The sequence below is a fragment of the Acinetobacter sp. SW-226 genome, from assembly GCF_055632855.1.
The window spans coordinates 567,440-582,893 of sequence record NZ_CM145752.1; the positions used below are offsets into that span (position 1 = coordinate 567,440).

At 41.7% G+C, this 15,454-nt stretch carries 13 protein-coding genes and 1 riboswitch; of the genes, 5 read left to right on the forward strand and 8 right to left on the reverse strand.

Going from position 1 to position 15,454, the window contains the following annotated elements; genetic code table 11:
* Window positions 1-30 precede the first annotated feature (30 nt).
* Window positions 31-669, reverse strand: a complete 639-nt coding sequence (locus ACZ8ZH_RS02745) for a hypothetical protein (RefSeq protein ID WP_470247840.1) — start codon at window positions 667-669, stop codon at window positions 31-33.
* A 136-nt stretch (window positions 670-805) separates the two neighbouring features.
* Between ACZ8ZH_RS02745 and baeS the strand changes: the two genes are divergently transcribed.
* The 3 genes from baeS to ACZ8ZH_RS02760 all read left to right on the forward strand — a co-directional run bounded on the left by baeS (window position 806) and on the right by ACZ8ZH_RS02760 (window position 4,720).
* Window positions 806-2,449 carry a sensor histidine kinase efflux regulator BaeS gene (baeS, locus tag ACZ8ZH_RS02750; protein ID WP_086210417.1) on the forward strand — a complete coding sequence of 548 codons (1,644 nt, stop codon included), beginning with the start codon at window positions 806-808 and terminating at the stop codon, window positions 2,447-2,449.
* 19 nt (window positions 2,450-2,468) lie between these two features.
* Window positions 2,469-3,155: a response regulator gene (locus ACZ8ZH_RS02755; RefSeq protein ID WP_004983596.1), complete on the forward strand. Its 687-nt coding sequence runs from the start codon at window positions 2,469-2,471 to the stop codon at window positions 3,153-3,155.
* 209 nt (window positions 3,156-3,364) lie between these two features.
* A complete protein-coding gene (locus tag ACZ8ZH_RS02760; RefSeq protein ID WP_119064662.1) occupies window positions 3,365-4,720 on the forward strand; it encodes an amino acid permease in 1,356 nt (451 codons plus the stop codon).
* Window positions 4,721-5,701: 981 nt separating this feature from the next.
* Here the strand turns inward: ACZ8ZH_RS02760 and ACZ8ZH_RS02765 are convergent.
* The 7 genes from ACZ8ZH_RS02765 to ACZ8ZH_RS02795 form a co-directional block, all read right to left on the reverse strand.
* Window positions 5,702-6,073, reverse strand: a complete 372-nt coding sequence (locus tag ACZ8ZH_RS02765; RefSeq protein ID WP_119064660.1) for an MmcQ/YjbR family DNA-binding protein — start codon at window positions 6,071-6,073, stop codon at window positions 5,702-5,704.
* Between the two features lie 69 nt (window positions 6,074-6,142).
* Window positions 6,143-7,588, reverse strand: coding sequence for a protein adenylyltransferase SelO (locus tag ACZ8ZH_RS02770; protein ID WP_119064658.1), 1,446 nt, complete (start codon window positions 7,586-7,588; stop codon window positions 6,143-6,145).
* A gap of 78 nt (window positions 7,589-7,666) precedes the next feature.
* Complete coding sequence (locus ACZ8ZH_RS02775) at window positions 7,667-7,996, reverse strand: DHCW motif cupin fold protein (RefSeq protein WP_119064656.1); 330 nt, start codon at window positions 7,994-7,996, stop codon at window positions 7,667-7,669.
* 73 nt (window positions 7,997-8,069) lie between these two features.
* Complete coding sequence (locus tag ACZ8ZH_RS02780) at window positions 8,070-9,236, reverse strand: acyl-CoA desaturase (RefSeq protein ID WP_086210412.1); 1,167 nt, start codon at window positions 9,234-9,236, stop codon at window positions 8,070-8,072.
* A 276-nt stretch (window positions 9,237-9,512) separates the two neighbouring features.
* Window positions 9,513-10,235: a glycerophosphodiester phosphodiesterase gene (locus ACZ8ZH_RS02785; protein ID WP_119064654.1), complete on the reverse strand. Its 723-nt coding sequence runs from the start codon at window positions 10,233-10,235 to the stop codon at window positions 9,513-9,515.
* Between the two features lie 303 nt (window positions 10,236-10,538).
* Entirely contained in the window at window positions 10,539-11,117 is a 579-nt protein-coding gene (locus ACZ8ZH_RS02790) for a cob(I)yrinic acid a,c-diamide adenosyltransferase (protein ID WP_086210410.1), read from the reverse strand.
* 101 nt (window positions 11,118-11,218) lie between these two features.
* The gene (locus ACZ8ZH_RS02795; protein WP_086210409.1) at window positions 11,219-13,045 is read right to left on the reverse strand and encodes a TonB-dependent receptor plug domain-containing protein; all 1,827 of its coding nucleotides are present in this window, start codon (window positions 13,043-13,045) and stop codon (window positions 11,219-11,221) included.
* A gap of 35 nt (window positions 13,046-13,080) precedes the next feature.
* Window positions 13,081-13,287, reverse strand: a riboswitch (cobalamin riboswitch).
* A 143-nt stretch (window positions 13,288-13,430) separates the two neighbouring features.
* Between ACZ8ZH_RS02795 and ACZ8ZH_RS02800 the strand changes: the two genes are divergently transcribed.
* Both ACZ8ZH_RS02800 and trpB read left to right on the forward strand, forming a co-directional pair.
* Window positions 13,431-14,072 carry a phosphoribosylanthranilate isomerase gene (locus ACZ8ZH_RS02800; protein ID WP_086210408.1) on the forward strand — a complete coding sequence of 214 codons (642 nt, stop codon included), beginning with the start codon at window positions 13,431-13,433 and terminating at the stop codon, window positions 14,070-14,072.
* A complete protein-coding gene (gene trpB / locus ACZ8ZH_RS02805) occupies window positions 14,056-15,285 on the forward strand; it encodes a tryptophan synthase subunit beta (RefSeq protein WP_086210407.1) in 1,230 nt (409 codons plus the stop codon). Before ACZ8ZH_RS02800 ends, trpB begins: the two co-directional genes overlap by 17 nt.
* Window positions 15,286-15,454 lie beyond the last annotated feature (169 nt).

Consider the following 15,454-nt stretch of genomic DNA (forward strand, 5'->3'; position numbering starts at 1 on the left):
AGAATGCGCCTTTGAACTGAAACTATCTTTTTAAGATGCTTGATTTGGAGCTGGAACGGGTGGTTTTGGTTGGAAGTGAACCATACATTTACCATCCACGGTCTGCATACCAACTTTTATTTGAACAGATTTACCATCTGGTTGGCCTTGGCAAGCTTTAGCCATAGCTTCTTGGCGCGCTTGACGTTCAGCTAAACGCTGAGCATATTGTTTGGTCAGTTCAGCACGTTTTGCATCGGTTAATGGCTCACCGTGTTGCATATGCATGCCACGGAACTCACCACGATCACCTTGCATAGGTGCCTGTCCAGCATGATCATCTTCCATTGGTGGACGTTCGCCACGTTTCATTTCATCACGGTTTGGTTTAAATGAAATGGCGCAGGTACCATCTAAGTTTTGTTCACCTGCTTTAATTTGTACCGCTGTACCTACTGCCTTGCCATCACATGCTTTTTTCATGTCTTGCATGACTTGTTTATGTTCAGCGCGCATTTCTTTAAATTGCTCGCGTTGTTCAGGGGACATTCGACGGTCGTTCTTGTCATGACCATGCATGCGTTGAGGTTGGTCCATATCTTTTGGAGGCTGGGTTGATTGACAGGCAGTCAATGCGCCTACAGATAAAATACTGGCAGTGGCTAAAGCAATTTTTGTCATCTTATTCATGTGTAATTCCCCAATAAAGAGCAGGTGATTTTTGATGATTAAAGATTAAGTAATAATGATGTAGAAACAATGGAGAGTTTTTTAGCACAGTGTTCTATACAATACGAAATGAGAAGAAAAAACTGAGATATGTGTTTTGAAAATTCGTCGCGTACCGATTGCCTTACGCTTATTCCTGACCGTCTTGCTGACCACGTTGGTGATTACCACGGTGAGTTTGGGCGTGTTACATTGGACGATGCAAAAGAATTTTGCTAAATACGTTGCAGATGTGGAAATGCAAAAGCTTGATCATTTGATTGACAACTTGGCAGGTGTGTATAGCACTTATCATGATTGGGGCAATGCCATTCAAGCACAGATTTTACAGATTGAAGGTAAAGCGGATCCTGACGATTATGACCGGCTCTCGCATTGGTGGTTAAGACGGCAATATGATATTGCGTTACAGCAGCGTTATTTTGAAGAACATACTTTTGCGAATCTCCCGCCAACTTTGGCTAAAGCTGATCAAGGAAAACCATTACTTGATCAAGATGAATTGAAATGGTTAGAGCTTAATTTACCGTCAGAATATCAACCTTTTGAAGGGCTTAAATTTCCATTGAGGTCGAATGAAAATGCATTTCGCCCCCCTGAACGCAAAGACGGCAAAGCACCACCAAAGGAAAATCAGAAAAAGCAATTTATCTCAATGCCAGACCGTTTAGGTTTGAGCTCACGTTTATCTTTATATGACGCCAAACAACAATTCGTTGTTGGTGAGCCATCTTCAGACCAAGTTTCATATCGCCCCATAATTGTGGATGAAAAAATAGTCGGGTATTTGGGCCTAAAACCCGTGCTTGATCAAGATGATGCACTGAGTATTAACTTTTTTAGCAATCAGAAACGTTATTTATTATTGGCTTATGGTTTAACTGTTTTTGCCAGTTTGATTGTTTCATTATTATTGGCAACGTATTTTAAACAACCGATTCAGCGACTTTTAAATGGTACACGTGAACTGACGAAAGGTAATTTTCAGCATCAAGTTAAAGTGAATCGAAACGATGAGCTGGGTGATTTGTCCAATGAGCTCAACCAATTGGCGGTGATTTTAGATCAGCATGAAATTTCACGTCGTCAATGGGTGTCGGATACTTCGCATGAGTTGAAAACACCGTTGGCAGTGTTACAAGCGCAGATTGAAGCGATGCAAGACGGTATCCGAAAACCAACGCCTGAGCATTTTGCCTCGATGTTACGTCAAGTGACCAGTTTGAAAAAGCTGACTCATGATTTGGCAGACTTAGCACAAGCTGAAGCGCAGCAATTAAACTGTTATTTTGCAAGCGTAAATCCATGGGCGGTGATTGAGCAAGAAGTGGAAAACTTTAAGCCCAAATTTGAACAAGCTCATTTAAGCATCAGTGTTGAAGGTGAGGGGGCTGAGTTACAACTTGATATTGACCGCTTTAAGCAAATCATGGTCAATTTGTTGGGCAATAGTATTCGTTATACTGAAGCCGGTGGACAGGTTCGTATTCATACTGAACAATCTGCAACAGATTGGACAGTCTACGTTGATGACAGCCCTTATGGTTTAAGTGACGAACAGTTGGCACGACTCGGTGAGCGTTTTTACCGTGTAGATGACTCGCGGACGCGGAGCACAGGTGGTACGGGTTTAGGTTTGGCTTTATCTGCTAAACTGGCGCAAGCTTTAGGTGGCGAATTGAGCTTTGATCATTCGCCTTTGGGTGGTTTACGTTGCAAGTTAACGTTCCCAAAAAAATGAAACACAAAAGGAAGTATGTATGAAACATATTATGCTGGTTGAAGATGAAGTAGAACTTGCACAATTGGTCCGCGATTATCTTGAAGCAGCGGGCTTTGAAGTCAGTATGTTTCACGATGGTCAGGACGCATTTGATAGCTTTACGCAGCGTAAACCGAGTCTCATGATTTTAGACTTGATGGTGCCGCGTATGGATGGTTTAACCATTTGCCGTAAAGTCCGCGAACAGTCGGATTTACCGATCATTATGGTTACCGCACGTACCGAAGAAATTGACCGCGTGCTTGGCTTGAACATGGGGGCAGACGACTATGTGTGTAAGCCCTTTAGCCCGAAAGAATTAGTGGCGCGTGTCCAAGCCGTGTTACGCCGTTTAGAGCGCAAGGCTGAGCCTGAAGATCAGTCTTTATTCCGTATGGATAAAGCGCAGCAACGCATTTGGTATCAACAAAAGCCTTTAAACCTAACACCGACCGAGTTTCGTTTACTGGAGTTGTTTTTAGAGCATGTGGGGCAAGTCTATTCACGTGCACAGTTGCTAGATCATATCAACCCAGACAGCTTTGAAGTGGCTGACCGTGTGATTGATAGTCATATTAAGAACTTACGTCGTAAGATTTCGGATGCAGCTGAAACAGGCAACCGTCATGAATGGGTTCAGGCAGTATATGGTGTAGGTTACCGTTTTGAATATCCTGAAGATTAATTCAGTTGTCTAAACAATAAAAAAGCGGATAAGTCTTAGGCTTATCCGCTTTTTTATGCATTCAGGGGAGGGAGTAAGCAAAAATGACAGTCAGTTTGAATGCGAAATTGCTAAAGCGAGACGGGACAATCAGCGATTTTAAAGGACAAGACTGGTTGATCGTCTGTGCAAGCGGTACAATTCACTTTTTTATCAGATGAGCATGTGTTTTGAGCAGCGAGACGCCTAAACTTCAGCGCCGTTTAAAGAACCGCCATATTCAATTGATCGCCATGGGTGGTGCAATTGGTACAGGACTGTTCTTAGGTTCAGCACATATTATTGAATCTGCTGGCCCATCGATTATTTTGGGTTATATGATTGGCGGTTTGATTGCATTTTTAATTATGCGACAGCTCGGTGAAATGATTGTGCATGAGCCAGTGACGGGTTCATTCAGCTACTTTGCCTTTAAATATTGGGGGCGGTTTTCAGGCTTTTTAACGGGCTGGAACTACTGGGTGCTGTATATCTTGGTGGTAATGACTGAGCTGACCGCGATTGGTAAATATGTGAACTACTGGTGGCCACATATTCCTGCGTGGGTCTCGGTGCTGGTGTTTTTTGTGGTGATCACCCTGGCCAATCTTGCCAATGTCAAACTGTATGCGGAGTCTGAGTTTTGGCTGTCGATGATTAAAGTTGTGGCGATTATCGCCATGATCATCTTTGGGGTTTATTTGCTGTTGACGGCTGATGTCGGTTCAACCGCATCCGTCACGAACTTATGGGTACATGGCGGGTTTTTCCCACATGGCTTTGAAGGCTTGTTTTATATGTTGGCCTTTATGATGTTTGCCTTTGGCGGCATTGAGCTGATCAGTATGGCGGCTGCGGAAACCGAAGATCCTGAAAAGAACATTCCAAAAGCCGTCAATCAAACGGTGATTCGGGTTTTCCTATTCTATATTTGCTCGCTGGCGATTCTTTTGTCTTTGGTACCTTGGAATCAATTGGATTTGGGTGGGCTAGATAAAAGTCCATTTGTGCTTATTTTTAAGCAAATGGGCATTGATTGGGCAGCGCATTTACTCAATTTTATTATTCTGACTGCATCAGTTTCTGTTTGTAATAGTGGCATGTATGCCAATAGTCGCATGCTATTAGGTCTGGCCGAACAGGGCAATGCCCCGCAAGTTTTTAAGCAGGTGAATCGACAAGGGACACCAATTGCGGCGGTTTTATTTTCAGCATTACTGATTTTCGGTTGTGTGCTGTTAAATTACTTCTTACCTGAAAAAGCGCTCAGCTATCTGATTTATATTGTGGTTAGTGCGGCGGTGTTGAATTGGATGATGATCAGTTTGATCCATCTTAAATTTAGACAGAGTATGAAAAAACAGGGCATTCAAACCAAGTTTCCAGCGCTGTTTGCACCGTTTAGCAATTATTTTGTTTTAGCGTTCATGCTGATGATTTTATATATCATGTGGAATCAAGGTTTTATGCTTTCCGTGTTGATGCTTCCTGTCTGGATCCTCGTGCTCTTTGTTTTATTTAAAACATTGAAGCCGAAGAAGAGTTAAAGCGCAGGTGATGATGTTGAAAAGGACTCAATATGAGTCCTTTTTTATTGGGCTTTTGATCGTTTAGGATTCTGATTCATTGTTAAATTATAAGGATTTTAAATAATGTTTTAGTGTGTCCTTTTACTTTTACGTCTGTTTTAGACAAAGTCGATGAGTCTGTATTCAAATCAGTGATGCATTCCACGGGTCATGTGTGTCATTCAGGGCTTGGTGGTAAAAATGCGGGCCAAACTCTCCAACGATACTTTTAAATAAGCAACTGAGCAGCTAAATGACCTAGATTTCATTCAATCTCAGAGGGGCTTCGTATGAGGTTCACCATAGCTTTTGGATTAACTTGGGTGGAGAGTGAGCGACTCTCATACTTCATCTTTTCGGATTGATATGTATAGATAATTAAATAGGCAAAATTGAGAAAAGAGTGGTTATATTTCCAACAGATTGAAACAGTGGGTTATCAAGTTGCTTTTTAAGTACTCAAAAACTAAATTGAATGAGTAAGGTTCAGCTGCGGTCATACTGAAAACTATCCACAATTTCTGCGGATAATTTTGGGGGTAAGTCTAATTAAGCTTATTTTTTATGTACGTTTTGGCTTACAACTATTCAAGCGGATTGCGTCTAGGTCAGCCCCAAGATTTTTTATATGATGCAGTCATAGAGAACAGGAAGTTCCAAAACATAAAACAAAAATAATAAGTTCAGCACGAGGATGTGAGGTACGACAGGAGTTATACCTAGCTAAGTGATACGAAAAAAGCCCGACAGGATGTCGGGCTTTTTTTATGATCTATAAATGTCTCATTTCGTTTTTCGTTTCGAATTTTGCTTCCAAAGTGGGCAATACTAGAAAATGTAGTAAAGCTGTGCAGCAGAGACAATATGCGTTCAAATCTATGTATCTGCTTGATGCAGTGATAGGGTTGAGCTTTAGAAAATGTAAAAGGAGTAATTAAATTCTGTTCATTCAATACATATTTAGGTGATGGCTTGAAGCGCAGCGATTCGCTGTTTTTGTCGTTTATTCAGTTTGGATACCACGAGCTCATAAGAACTCTGTACTAGATCAATAACTAAATCTGAATCTAAGTCTTCATCCTCATAAATTGAAATCCAATGTTTTTTATTCATATGCCAACCTGTATGAATATATGGATAAATATCACGTAGCATCGCGCCGTGGTCAGGCGTGACTTTTAAGTTACTTAAAGCCACACCCTTTAAAGATGAATTGAGCAAAAACATTTTATCCATGACTTTATAGACATCACAGCCCTCACCAAAGGGCTGAGTACACGCCACCTCTGGTAGGACAAGTGCAGCTTTTGCAGCAATAAGATGTAAGGACATGGTGATCATCACTCAATGGGCGAAGCCCTGTGGATATTGTTTAATTTATCCACAGTTTAAGCCAAACGCTTAAGAGGAACAACTTACCATCACTTCAGGAATATCATTTGCTAATGGAGCTAAATCCTCCACTTTCTCCAGTGCTACATTCCGCTCAAACGGGTGGCTGAGGAGGTCAAATAAGCGTTCGACTTCTGAAAAATCATTTCGTTCGGCCAGTTCAATCGCTTTTTGCGCCATGTGATTGCGTAGGATATAAACAGGGTTGGCTTGTTGCATGGCTGCATCGAGTGCTGCTGTGTCTTGATTGGCACGAATTTGTTCATATTGCGCAAGGAAACTTTCAAACTGACGGCGGTCAAGGCAGTCATCTTTAATCGCTTCATATTGTTGATCCTGCAAACGAATAAAGCTTTGCGTGTAGTCGAGCTGTTCGGTTTGTAGAATCCGTAAGAAAGTCATGGCACAGTCAAAACTGTCAGCATGGAAATGAGGCAAGCCCATTTTCTGACTTAAACCCAGTTTATAGTGCTCCAAGAACGTGGGTTCATAGTGCTCTAGGCAAGTGGCAAGGTCTTGCTTCCATTGTTCTTTGTCATAGTCTTGTGGACAAAGCGGAATGAGGTTATTCAACCATGTCCATAAGTTCCAGTGTCCAATGCTCGGCTGTTGTTGATAGGTATAGCGACCTTGATAGTCGGAGTGATTGTTAATCCAATTCGGACGGAAGCGTTCCATAAAGCCATAAGGGCCAAAATCGAGGGTTGAACCCGTAATATTCAAATTATCGGTGTTCATGACGCCATGTGCAAAACCAACCAATTGCCATTTGGCAATCATGACCGCAGTCCGTTGAATCACTTGGGTTGCAAATGCCAAAACAGGTTGTTCCGCATCTAAACATTCGGGGTAATGCCATGCGATGCATTTTTGCGTAAATTCGCCAATTAAATCAGGTTGATACTGATTGATCCACTCAAAATGTCCCAAGCGAATATGACAGTCTGATGTACGTAACATCATTGCACCGAGTTCCAATTTCTCCCGCTGCACGCCTTGAGCTGATGAGGTAAAGCCCACCGCGTTGCTTGAAGCCACACCTAAACTATTCAGTGCATGCCCAGCCAAGTACTCACGAATAACGGAGCGAAGTACCGCACGACCATCTCCCATACGTGAGTAAGGGGTAGAACCTGCACCCTTTAAATGCAGGTCAATGGTTTGACCATGTTGATCGAGAATTTGTGCGATCAATAAACCCCGACCATCACCGAGTTGTCCCGCCCACTGACCAAATTGATGTCCAGCATAGACCATTGCCAAAGGTTCAAATTCACTAAAGGTTTTCTGTCCGCTACAAATCTCTACCCAAGACTGTTTGTCAGCTTCAGACCATTGCAACTGTTCTGCTAAGGCTGCATTGAAATGACCTGCTTTTGCCCCTTTTAGTGGAAGGGGCTGTTGATGGTGATAAAGCTTTGAAGGAAGGAGGGAATAGCGTGAGTTGAATTGCATAGTGAAAGATCACAAGGGATAAGCCATGACCCCATCAATATAGCAAAGTTTTAGTGTTAAGACATATATCCAACTGTTTTAGTCGACTATAAACAACTTGGCACCCTTTGAGGTGGATGAGCGATGGGCTTCAGCTTGATCTGCAACTTGGTAACTCATGCCAGCCGTAAGGATAAAGCTACGACCATCATCTAGTTCAGTGTGGAGTTCGCCTTCTAAGCACAACAGGATATGTCCTTTAGAACACCAATGGTCGGCCAAATAGTTCTCCGAATACTCCACCATACGCACGCGAATCGCGTCAAATTGCTGCGTACGCCACAGAGCATAACCTTGATCACCTGTATGGCGCGTGGTGGGTATCTCGGCCCAGTTGGTGATACCGAAAGGGATGTTCTTAATATCCATGTTGTTATCCTTTATGAACTGCTAAAAAAAGCCCCTTGCGGAGCTTTCTTTTGAAACAATTATTAGAAATCAATTATTGTGAAACAGGCGCTTTTTTAATGCTACGCATCAGCGTGGTTAAGGTTTGACGATGATGACCTAAACGCTGTTCAACCAATTGAAATTCAATTTTAAGCTTTTCATCCATTTGATGAATTTTTTCAGCTACAGCCGTTTTCTTGGCTTGAATTTCTTGTTCTTTCAATTTTGCCCAGTCATTTAAGGTCTGGGTGAACGCATCATACTCTTGTGCAATACGAGCTTTTGCTGAGCTGATGTCATCACTGACATTCAGACCATGAACTTCTAAGTCTTGCTCAGCATACTTAAACTTCATCGCAAGTTCAGCTTTTTTGATATTAAAGCTCGGAATACGACGTAAGTTTTTAGCTAAACCCAGTTTTGAGCATGACCAAATCAACCATTTGGTTGGGTCATATTGCCACCATTTCACACCATTACGGTAGTCATATTGGAAAATGTGGTGGTAGTTATGATAACCCTCACCCCAAGTCGCAATCGCTAACCAGAAGTTGTCACGTGCGGTATTTTCATCTGTATATGGACGTTTGCCCCACATATGACATAAAGAGTTAATGAAGAACGTAACGTGGTGGCTGAGGATTAAACGCATTAATCCGCCCAATAATAACACGCCCCATAAGTCACCTACGGCCCAACCAATTGGTAATAAAATACCCGTGTGGACGATGATCACTAAAGGCACATAGTATTTGTGTTGGAACATCACCAATTTATCATTGAGTAAATCGGGTGCATTTTTAAAGTCAGGTTCTGCTGATGGATAGTCACGAAGCATCCAACCCATGTGTGCATACCAAAAACCATTGTTAATCGAGTACGGATCTTTCTCGATATCATCGACATGGCGGTGGTGGGTACGGTGACCTGAACCCCAATATAAAATACTGTTTTGTACTGCAAATGTACCCATAATCATCAAAATGATTTTTAAAGGCAAGCTTGCTTCATAAGCACGGTGTGCCCATAGACGGTGATAGCCAGCGGTAATACCTAAACTACTAACACCCAGTAATACAAACATACTGATCCAAGCGGCTAAGCTGAAATCATGATGGTAGGCATATAACGGAATTGCAATGACAGCCACAATGGGAAGAAAAACCAATGCAAAAATTGCAACCCAGTTAAATGGGGCTTTGGGTAGGGGAGCATTCATCTCCAACAGCACTCCTGAAACCTTGGGAGGTATAAATGGAAGGTCAATCCATTACTTTTTGCATGGATTAAGCTACAGCATATTAGCATGAGCGAACCGTGATTCACTAGCATTATTGTACAGATGTATTGTACTAAACAGTAACAGAATAAGAATGTTTAGATATCGAAATTATCGAAGCATTTTTAGGCACTATAGTAGTAGAGCGATCAATATGAAAAGTGAACATTTTCAGTCCCACTGCTCATGTAAAATTCAAGTCAATTTTTGGCTTGCTCAATGAACATCTGCCAAATGTTGTAGCATCATTTTAGGAAAATCGGTAATTAATCCATCAATGCCACAGTCACGTAAATGTTTAGCGCGCTCGATGTCATTTACTGTCCAAACGCTAATCGCCAAATTCGCTTGTTGTGTGGCTTTTAACAGGTCATCGGTTGCCAGTTGGTTCATCCAGCCGATTTGGCAACAGCCATATTTGAGCGCTTGTTCAATTGCAAGATGTTGAATATTTTCTTCAATTAATAAGCCCCATTTCAGTGGGGAATGTAGATCTTGGAGTGCTTGTAGGATTTTAAGATCAAAACTGGTGATGACTGCACTCTGCTCAAAGTCTCTCAGTTGCTGTGTGAGATGTTGTGTCAGTCGCTCCGCTTCTGCTTGTGTTGCTACAGCTTTGACTTCAACCTCAAGATGTTCGAAGTCCTGCATAATCTGGAGTGCTTGTCGCAGAGTTGGAGTGCCTTGCTTTTCCCAGTCTAACCAAATATGTGCTTGATTATAGGTATCGAGTTCTGTGCTGTTTAATGGGTAGAGTGCTTGGTCGATACCAGTGGTCCGGAGCATGTTGTCATCATGCATAATGATCAGCTCATGGTCTTTGAGCTGACGAACATCAAATTCGACCGCACGGATGCCCAAATCATGAATATATTGAAAACCGCCGAGTGTATTTTCTGGGGCTTCGCCACGTGCACCACGATGTCCGATGATTCTCATATTGAACCTGATTTATACGTCTTTTGATTGATTGTAGCGCTAAAACATCGGATTGGGGGATAGATTCTAAGGTGGAAATATCAGATATACGTCAATGCCGTGTGTAATAGTTAGAGGTCGGATTGAGTTTGAGTGTAATGCCTCTGCGATATTGGCAATAAGCAATGAAGTCCGAAGAGTTTTACGATGGGTAAATGGTTTGGGTTAGTTTCTCGAAAGAAAAGTAACTTCAAAAAGCCTTCCAGTGAATTGATCACGGGAAGACTTTGAAAAAATCTATTTCGTTCTAAAACTTAGAAACGTTTAAATGGTTTCATTAATATTTTTTTGCCAAAGCACTTCTGAGCCGCCTTCAGCTCGTTGTAAGGCACGGGATGCAACAAAAAGCCAGTCTGATAAGCGGTTGAGCAACTGTAGCGCGGTGCTTTGAATATTTTGATCACGGGTGTGTACCGACATTAAGCTACGTTCAGCTCGGCGACATACCGCTCGCGCTTGGTGTGCGTAGCTACATGCTAAAGAACCTGAAGGGAGAATAAATTCTTTCAGCATGGGTAAGTCTTCATTCATACGGTCAATTTCTTGTTCAAGAAACTCAATACAAACTGGTTGGAGCAAATGATAGTTTGGAATACAGACTTCACCGCCTAAATCGAAGAGCCAATGTTGAATGAGGCTCAAGCTTTTATCCCATGTTGCTTTTTCCGTGATTTGGCTTGCACTAATTTGAGCACGAAGTACACCAATTGTTGAATTAAGCTCATCGACATCGCCCAGTGCGGTAATTCTTAGATCATCTTTAGTCACACGTGATCCATCGCCCAGACCTGTGGTGCCTGAGTCGCCAGTACGGGTATAAATTTTACTTAAACGGTGGCCCATAATTTGTCCTGCCTAAAGAATGAAAAAAAGGATAATGTCGGTCAAAACATTATCCATAAACTGCGCTGTTTTAAATTGTTTTTTTGAGTCTTTACGCTAAATTAATAACGGAAAGTGACTCCTGCTGAGGCAAAACGACCGCCATTGATGTACCACGTATCAGTGCTTGAGTAGACTGCTTTGTATTTGACATCACCAATGTTTTGGATATTGGTGAACAATTTGATATTTGGATTTACATTCCAAAATGCATTGAGATCAATCGTTGCATAACCAGGAATTTTAACGGAGTTTTGGCTTGCTTGAGCTTTTGCATGAGAACGAGCGACAAGAGCAGTATTTACACCATAAGTTCCGTCATCATATCCTGCTGTAAAGGTAAAGGTTTGACGTGGACGACGCACGAGTTCAAACCCAGTAGATTCATCTTCTGTTTTTACGTAAGCATATTCAGCAGATGTAAAAAGTTGATCTTTTTTCCAATTTAAACCGAGCTCACCACCAGTCATATTGGCATCATCAATATTGACATATTGCCATGAGGCATTTGATCCAATTAGGTTTTTGACTTTAGTGTAATACACAGACGCATTTGCACTTAAACCATAGTTAAATTGTTGATCTAAACCGATTTCATAAGAAATACTTTCTTCTGGTTTGAGATCTTGATTCCCATAAAAACCAGCATATAGCTGATAGGCTGTTGGCGCTTTAAATGCAGAACCAATATTGGCATAAACACTTGTCAACGGTGCAATTTGTAAACGTCCAGCTATTTGCCCTACAGTGTGTTGACCAAATTGATCATCATCTTCTAAACGGATACCTGCTTGAGTGTGTATGCCCGCATTATTATATTGATGTTGTAAGTAATACCCTGTAGACCCAAGGTTTTTCTTCCCAGATAGGTAATCATAAGTCACATCAGTATCTTGTGTTGATACACCGAACAAAATGTTTTGTTTTGGAGTGAACTTCCAATTTAAATTAATGTCACCTTCATTGCGCTCACTATCATAGGCATACGAATACGTTTCAATATAAGTTGCTTCATCTTGATAATTTGAATAGCGGGCATTTAAAGTTAATGCATCTGTGAATTGGTATAGACCATTCCAGTTGATCAATTGATTTTTAAAATCACGTTTAGCAGTATTTGTACCTGTAGAATAGTCTAAATAGTGATTGATTCCTTCATTTTCACTAATAGATACGTTTGTTTTAAAATTATCTTGTTTGTATCCAATCTTAGCGCTATAACCTTTTTGGTCATAGCTCGCTTGGTCATTATTCTGTGTATTTAAGATTTCTGTGCCATCACTTTCTAAGCGTTGACCTCGAATTTGAGCAAAAAAACCATCTTGAGCTAGATCTAATCCTACCAGTGCTTTATATGTGTTGTTCTCACCATATAAGCCAGTAATGAATGCACTATTTTTTTCTGGGGTGTCTGTCAGTAATTGGATTACCCCACCAATTGCATCAGAACCATATTGAACTGAAGCAGGGCCTTTAAGAATTTCAATTTGACCGACATCAGATAAATCTAAAAGTTCGGTATTATTTTTACCATTAATCCCTTCAATTAAAGCAGCACCATCTTTAAGTACTAAAGTATGATTGGAATTTGTACCACGGGTGAAAATGGAAGTTGTTTGCCCAAGACCACCAGTTTGAACAACATTTAATGCGGCATCTTGTTTGACTAGATCATTTAAGTTAAGAGCTGGATTTTTTTCGATGTCACTTTTTGAAATCACAGCAATACGGGCAGGAACGTCTTTAATCTTTTCTTCAGAACGTGTTGCAGTTACAACGAGTGTGTCTAAAGATGCATTAATACTGTCTTGTGCAGATGCTGTTGCGGAGAAACCCATCGCAAGAGCGATTGCGCCCACTAAAGCTGTAGGCTGAAATAAATTTGGCATGCTGGCTCCATACATTCACCCCCCGTGAATGATTGAGTTAAATGGCGCAATAAGCAGGTCTCCGGACTTAAATATAAATATTGCGAACAATATTGGTATATCCATCTTCCCACACGAGTGCAGTGATGTAAGTGCAAACACTTATAAAGATATACGTTTCGTTTTACCGTTGCGGGGGCAGTGTTGGACTCTCACCAACTTCCCTAAAGCATAGTGCTCAGACTTATTGCATTTGGGCGAAGTATAAGGTTTGTATGCGAATTAAACAATCTATGTAAAGATTTTTCAGGATGAACTTTACGCAAGGCGAAAAAATTGCATTACAATGATTCGCCCTGTTATTTATAGATCAGCTATAAATAGGGTTGAGCCAGAGTTATAACCTATGCGAACCCGTGCCAAAATTTGTGGGATTACCCGTAGCCAAGATGTTCAAGCTGTGGTCAAAGCAGGGGCAGATGCAATTGGTTTTGTATTTTTTCCACCTAGTCCACGCCATGTCAGTGTAGTTCAAGCCAAAGAATTGATTCAACATGTGCCTGCCTATGTGCAAACTGTTGGACTTTTTGTGAATGCCACTGCGGATGACATTGCGGATGTGTTAAAACAAGTGGCACTGGATATCATCCAGTTTCATGGTGATGAAACACCAGAAGACTGTCAGGTGATTGGGACACAAGTAGGAAGGCGCTGGTATAAAGCTATTCAAGTCAAACCTGAATTGGATGTGGTGGCAGAAGTTCAACGTTTCCAACAAGCAGGGGCAAGTGCAGTGCTCTTAGATGCCTGGCATCCTGAACTCAAAGGGGGAACAGGACACAGTTTTGACTGGTCACAATTCCCTACGCTTGATATTCCTTTAATTTTAGCGGGTGGTTTAACCCCCACTAATGTTGAAGACGCTATAAAGACGACTGGGGCTTATGCTGTAGATGTCAGCGGAGGCGTCGAATCCGCTAAAGGTATAAAAGACCAACAACTTATAGAAAACTTCATGCAAGGAGTCCATCGTGGATCAGCAAAGTAATGTGATTGACTATACCCAATACCCAGATGAACGTGGGCATTTCGGTATCCATGGCGGACGTTTTGTGTCAGAAACTCTAATGGCAGCATTAGAAGACTTAGAAAAGCTCTATTTCCGTATGAAGGATGATGAGCAGTTTCTGGCAGAATTCGACCGTGACCTCGCCTACTATGTAGGTCGTCCTAGTCCTTTATATTATGCTGAGCGATGGTCGAAAGAGTTGGGTGGTGCGCAAATTTATTTAAAACGTGAAGACCTCAACCATACGGGTTCACATAAAGTGAACAACACCATTGGTCAGGCTTTACTGGCAAAACTGTCAGGTAAAAAACGCATTATTGCTGAAACGGGTGCAGGTCAGCATGGTGTCGCAACGGCAACCATCGCGGCGCGTTTAGGTCTGGAGTGTGTGGTATTCATGGGTGCAGAGGACGTAAAACGTCAAGCCATGAATGTCTACCGTATGCGTTTACTTGGTGCAACTGTTGTGCCTGTCGAAAGTGGCTCAAAAACATTGAAAGATGCCATGAACGAAGCGATGCGTGACTGGGTGACCAATGTCGATTCAACCTATTATGTGATTGGTACGGTTGCAGGCCCACACCCATATCCACAGTTAGTTCGTGACTTCCAGTCAATTATTGGCCGTGAAGCGCGTAAACAAATTCAAGAGCAAGCAGGGCGTTTACCTGATGCTTTAGTGGCATGTGTAGGTGGCGGTTCAAATGCAATGGGCTTGTTCTACCCATTCTTAAACGATGCTGATGTGAAAATGTACGGCGTTGAAGCTGCGGGTTATGGCATTGAAACAGGTAAACACTCTGCACCGTTAAATGCAGGTCATGTTGGTGTTTTACATGGTAACCGTACTTATTTGATGTCAGATGAACAAGGTCAGATCATTGAAACGCATTCAATTTCAGCAGGTTTGGATTATCCAGGTGTGGGTCCTGAACATAGTTTCCTGAAAGATATGCATCGTGTTGAATATGTGCCAATCAATGACAATGAAGCTTTACAAGGTTTCCGTGATTTAACTCATATTGAAGGAATTATTCCTGCTTTGGAAAGTTCTCATGCGATGGCTTATGTCACTAAACTTGCGCCAACCATGTCTAAGGATCAAATTATCATTGCGACGGTTTCTGGTCGTGGGGATAAAGATTTGATGACTGTGGCACGTATTGATGGCGTGGAAATGGTTGAGATGTAATGACTTCTTTAAAGCCTTCCTATTGAGGGGAAGCTTTAAATATTAGATTTAAAGAATCGTGTTGGGTGAAAGCTCAGCACGATTTTTTTGAAATAGAAGTTTATCCAAAACATGAATAAGGGAAGGCGACATGGATGTTGCCCGTTGAGCAGCATTACAGGGATGTAAT

Excerpts from the sequence above, each read along its gene's own strand:
- ACZ8ZH_RS02785 (WP_119064654.1), bottom strand. The coding sequence starts at position 10,235 with ATGAGAATCATCGGACATCGTGGTGCACGTGGCGAAGCCCCAGAAAAT.
- ACZ8ZH_RS02765 (WP_119064660.1), bottom strand. The coding sequence starts at position 6,073 with ATGTCCTTACATCTTATTGCTGCAAAAGCTGCACTTGTCCTACCAGAG.
- ACZ8ZH_RS02795 (WP_086210409.1), bottom strand. The coding sequence starts at position 13,045 with ATGCCAAATTTATTTCAGCCTACAGCTTTAGTGGGCGCAATCGCTCTT.
- ACZ8ZH_RS02745 (WP_470247840.1), bottom strand. The coding sequence starts at position 669 with ATGAATAAGATGACAAAAATTGCTTTAGCCACTGCCAGTATTTTATCT.
- ACZ8ZH_RS02755 (WP_004983596.1), top strand. The coding sequence starts at position 2,469 with ATGAAACATATTATGCTGGTTGAAGATGAAGTAGAACTTGCACAATTG.
- ACZ8ZH_RS02800 (WP_086210408.1), top strand. The coding sequence starts at position 13,431 with ATGCGAACCCGTGCCAAAATTTGTGGGATTACCCGTAGCCAAGATGTT.
- ACZ8ZH_RS02790 (WP_086210410.1), bottom strand. The coding sequence starts at position 11,117 with ATGGGCCACCGTTTAAGTAAAATTTATACCCGTACTGGCGACTCAGGC.
- ACZ8ZH_RS02775 (WP_119064656.1), bottom strand. The coding sequence starts at position 7,996 with ATGGATATTAAGAACATCCCTTTCGGTATCACCAACTGGGCCGAGATA.
- ACZ8ZH_RS02770 (WP_119064658.1), bottom strand. The coding sequence starts at position 7,588 with ATGCAATTCAACTCACGCTATTCCCTCCTTCCTTCAAAGCTTTATCAC.
- ACZ8ZH_RS02780 (WP_086210412.1), bottom strand. The coding sequence starts at position 9,236 with ATGAATGCTCCCCTACCCAAAGCCCCATTTAACTGGGTTGCAATTTTT.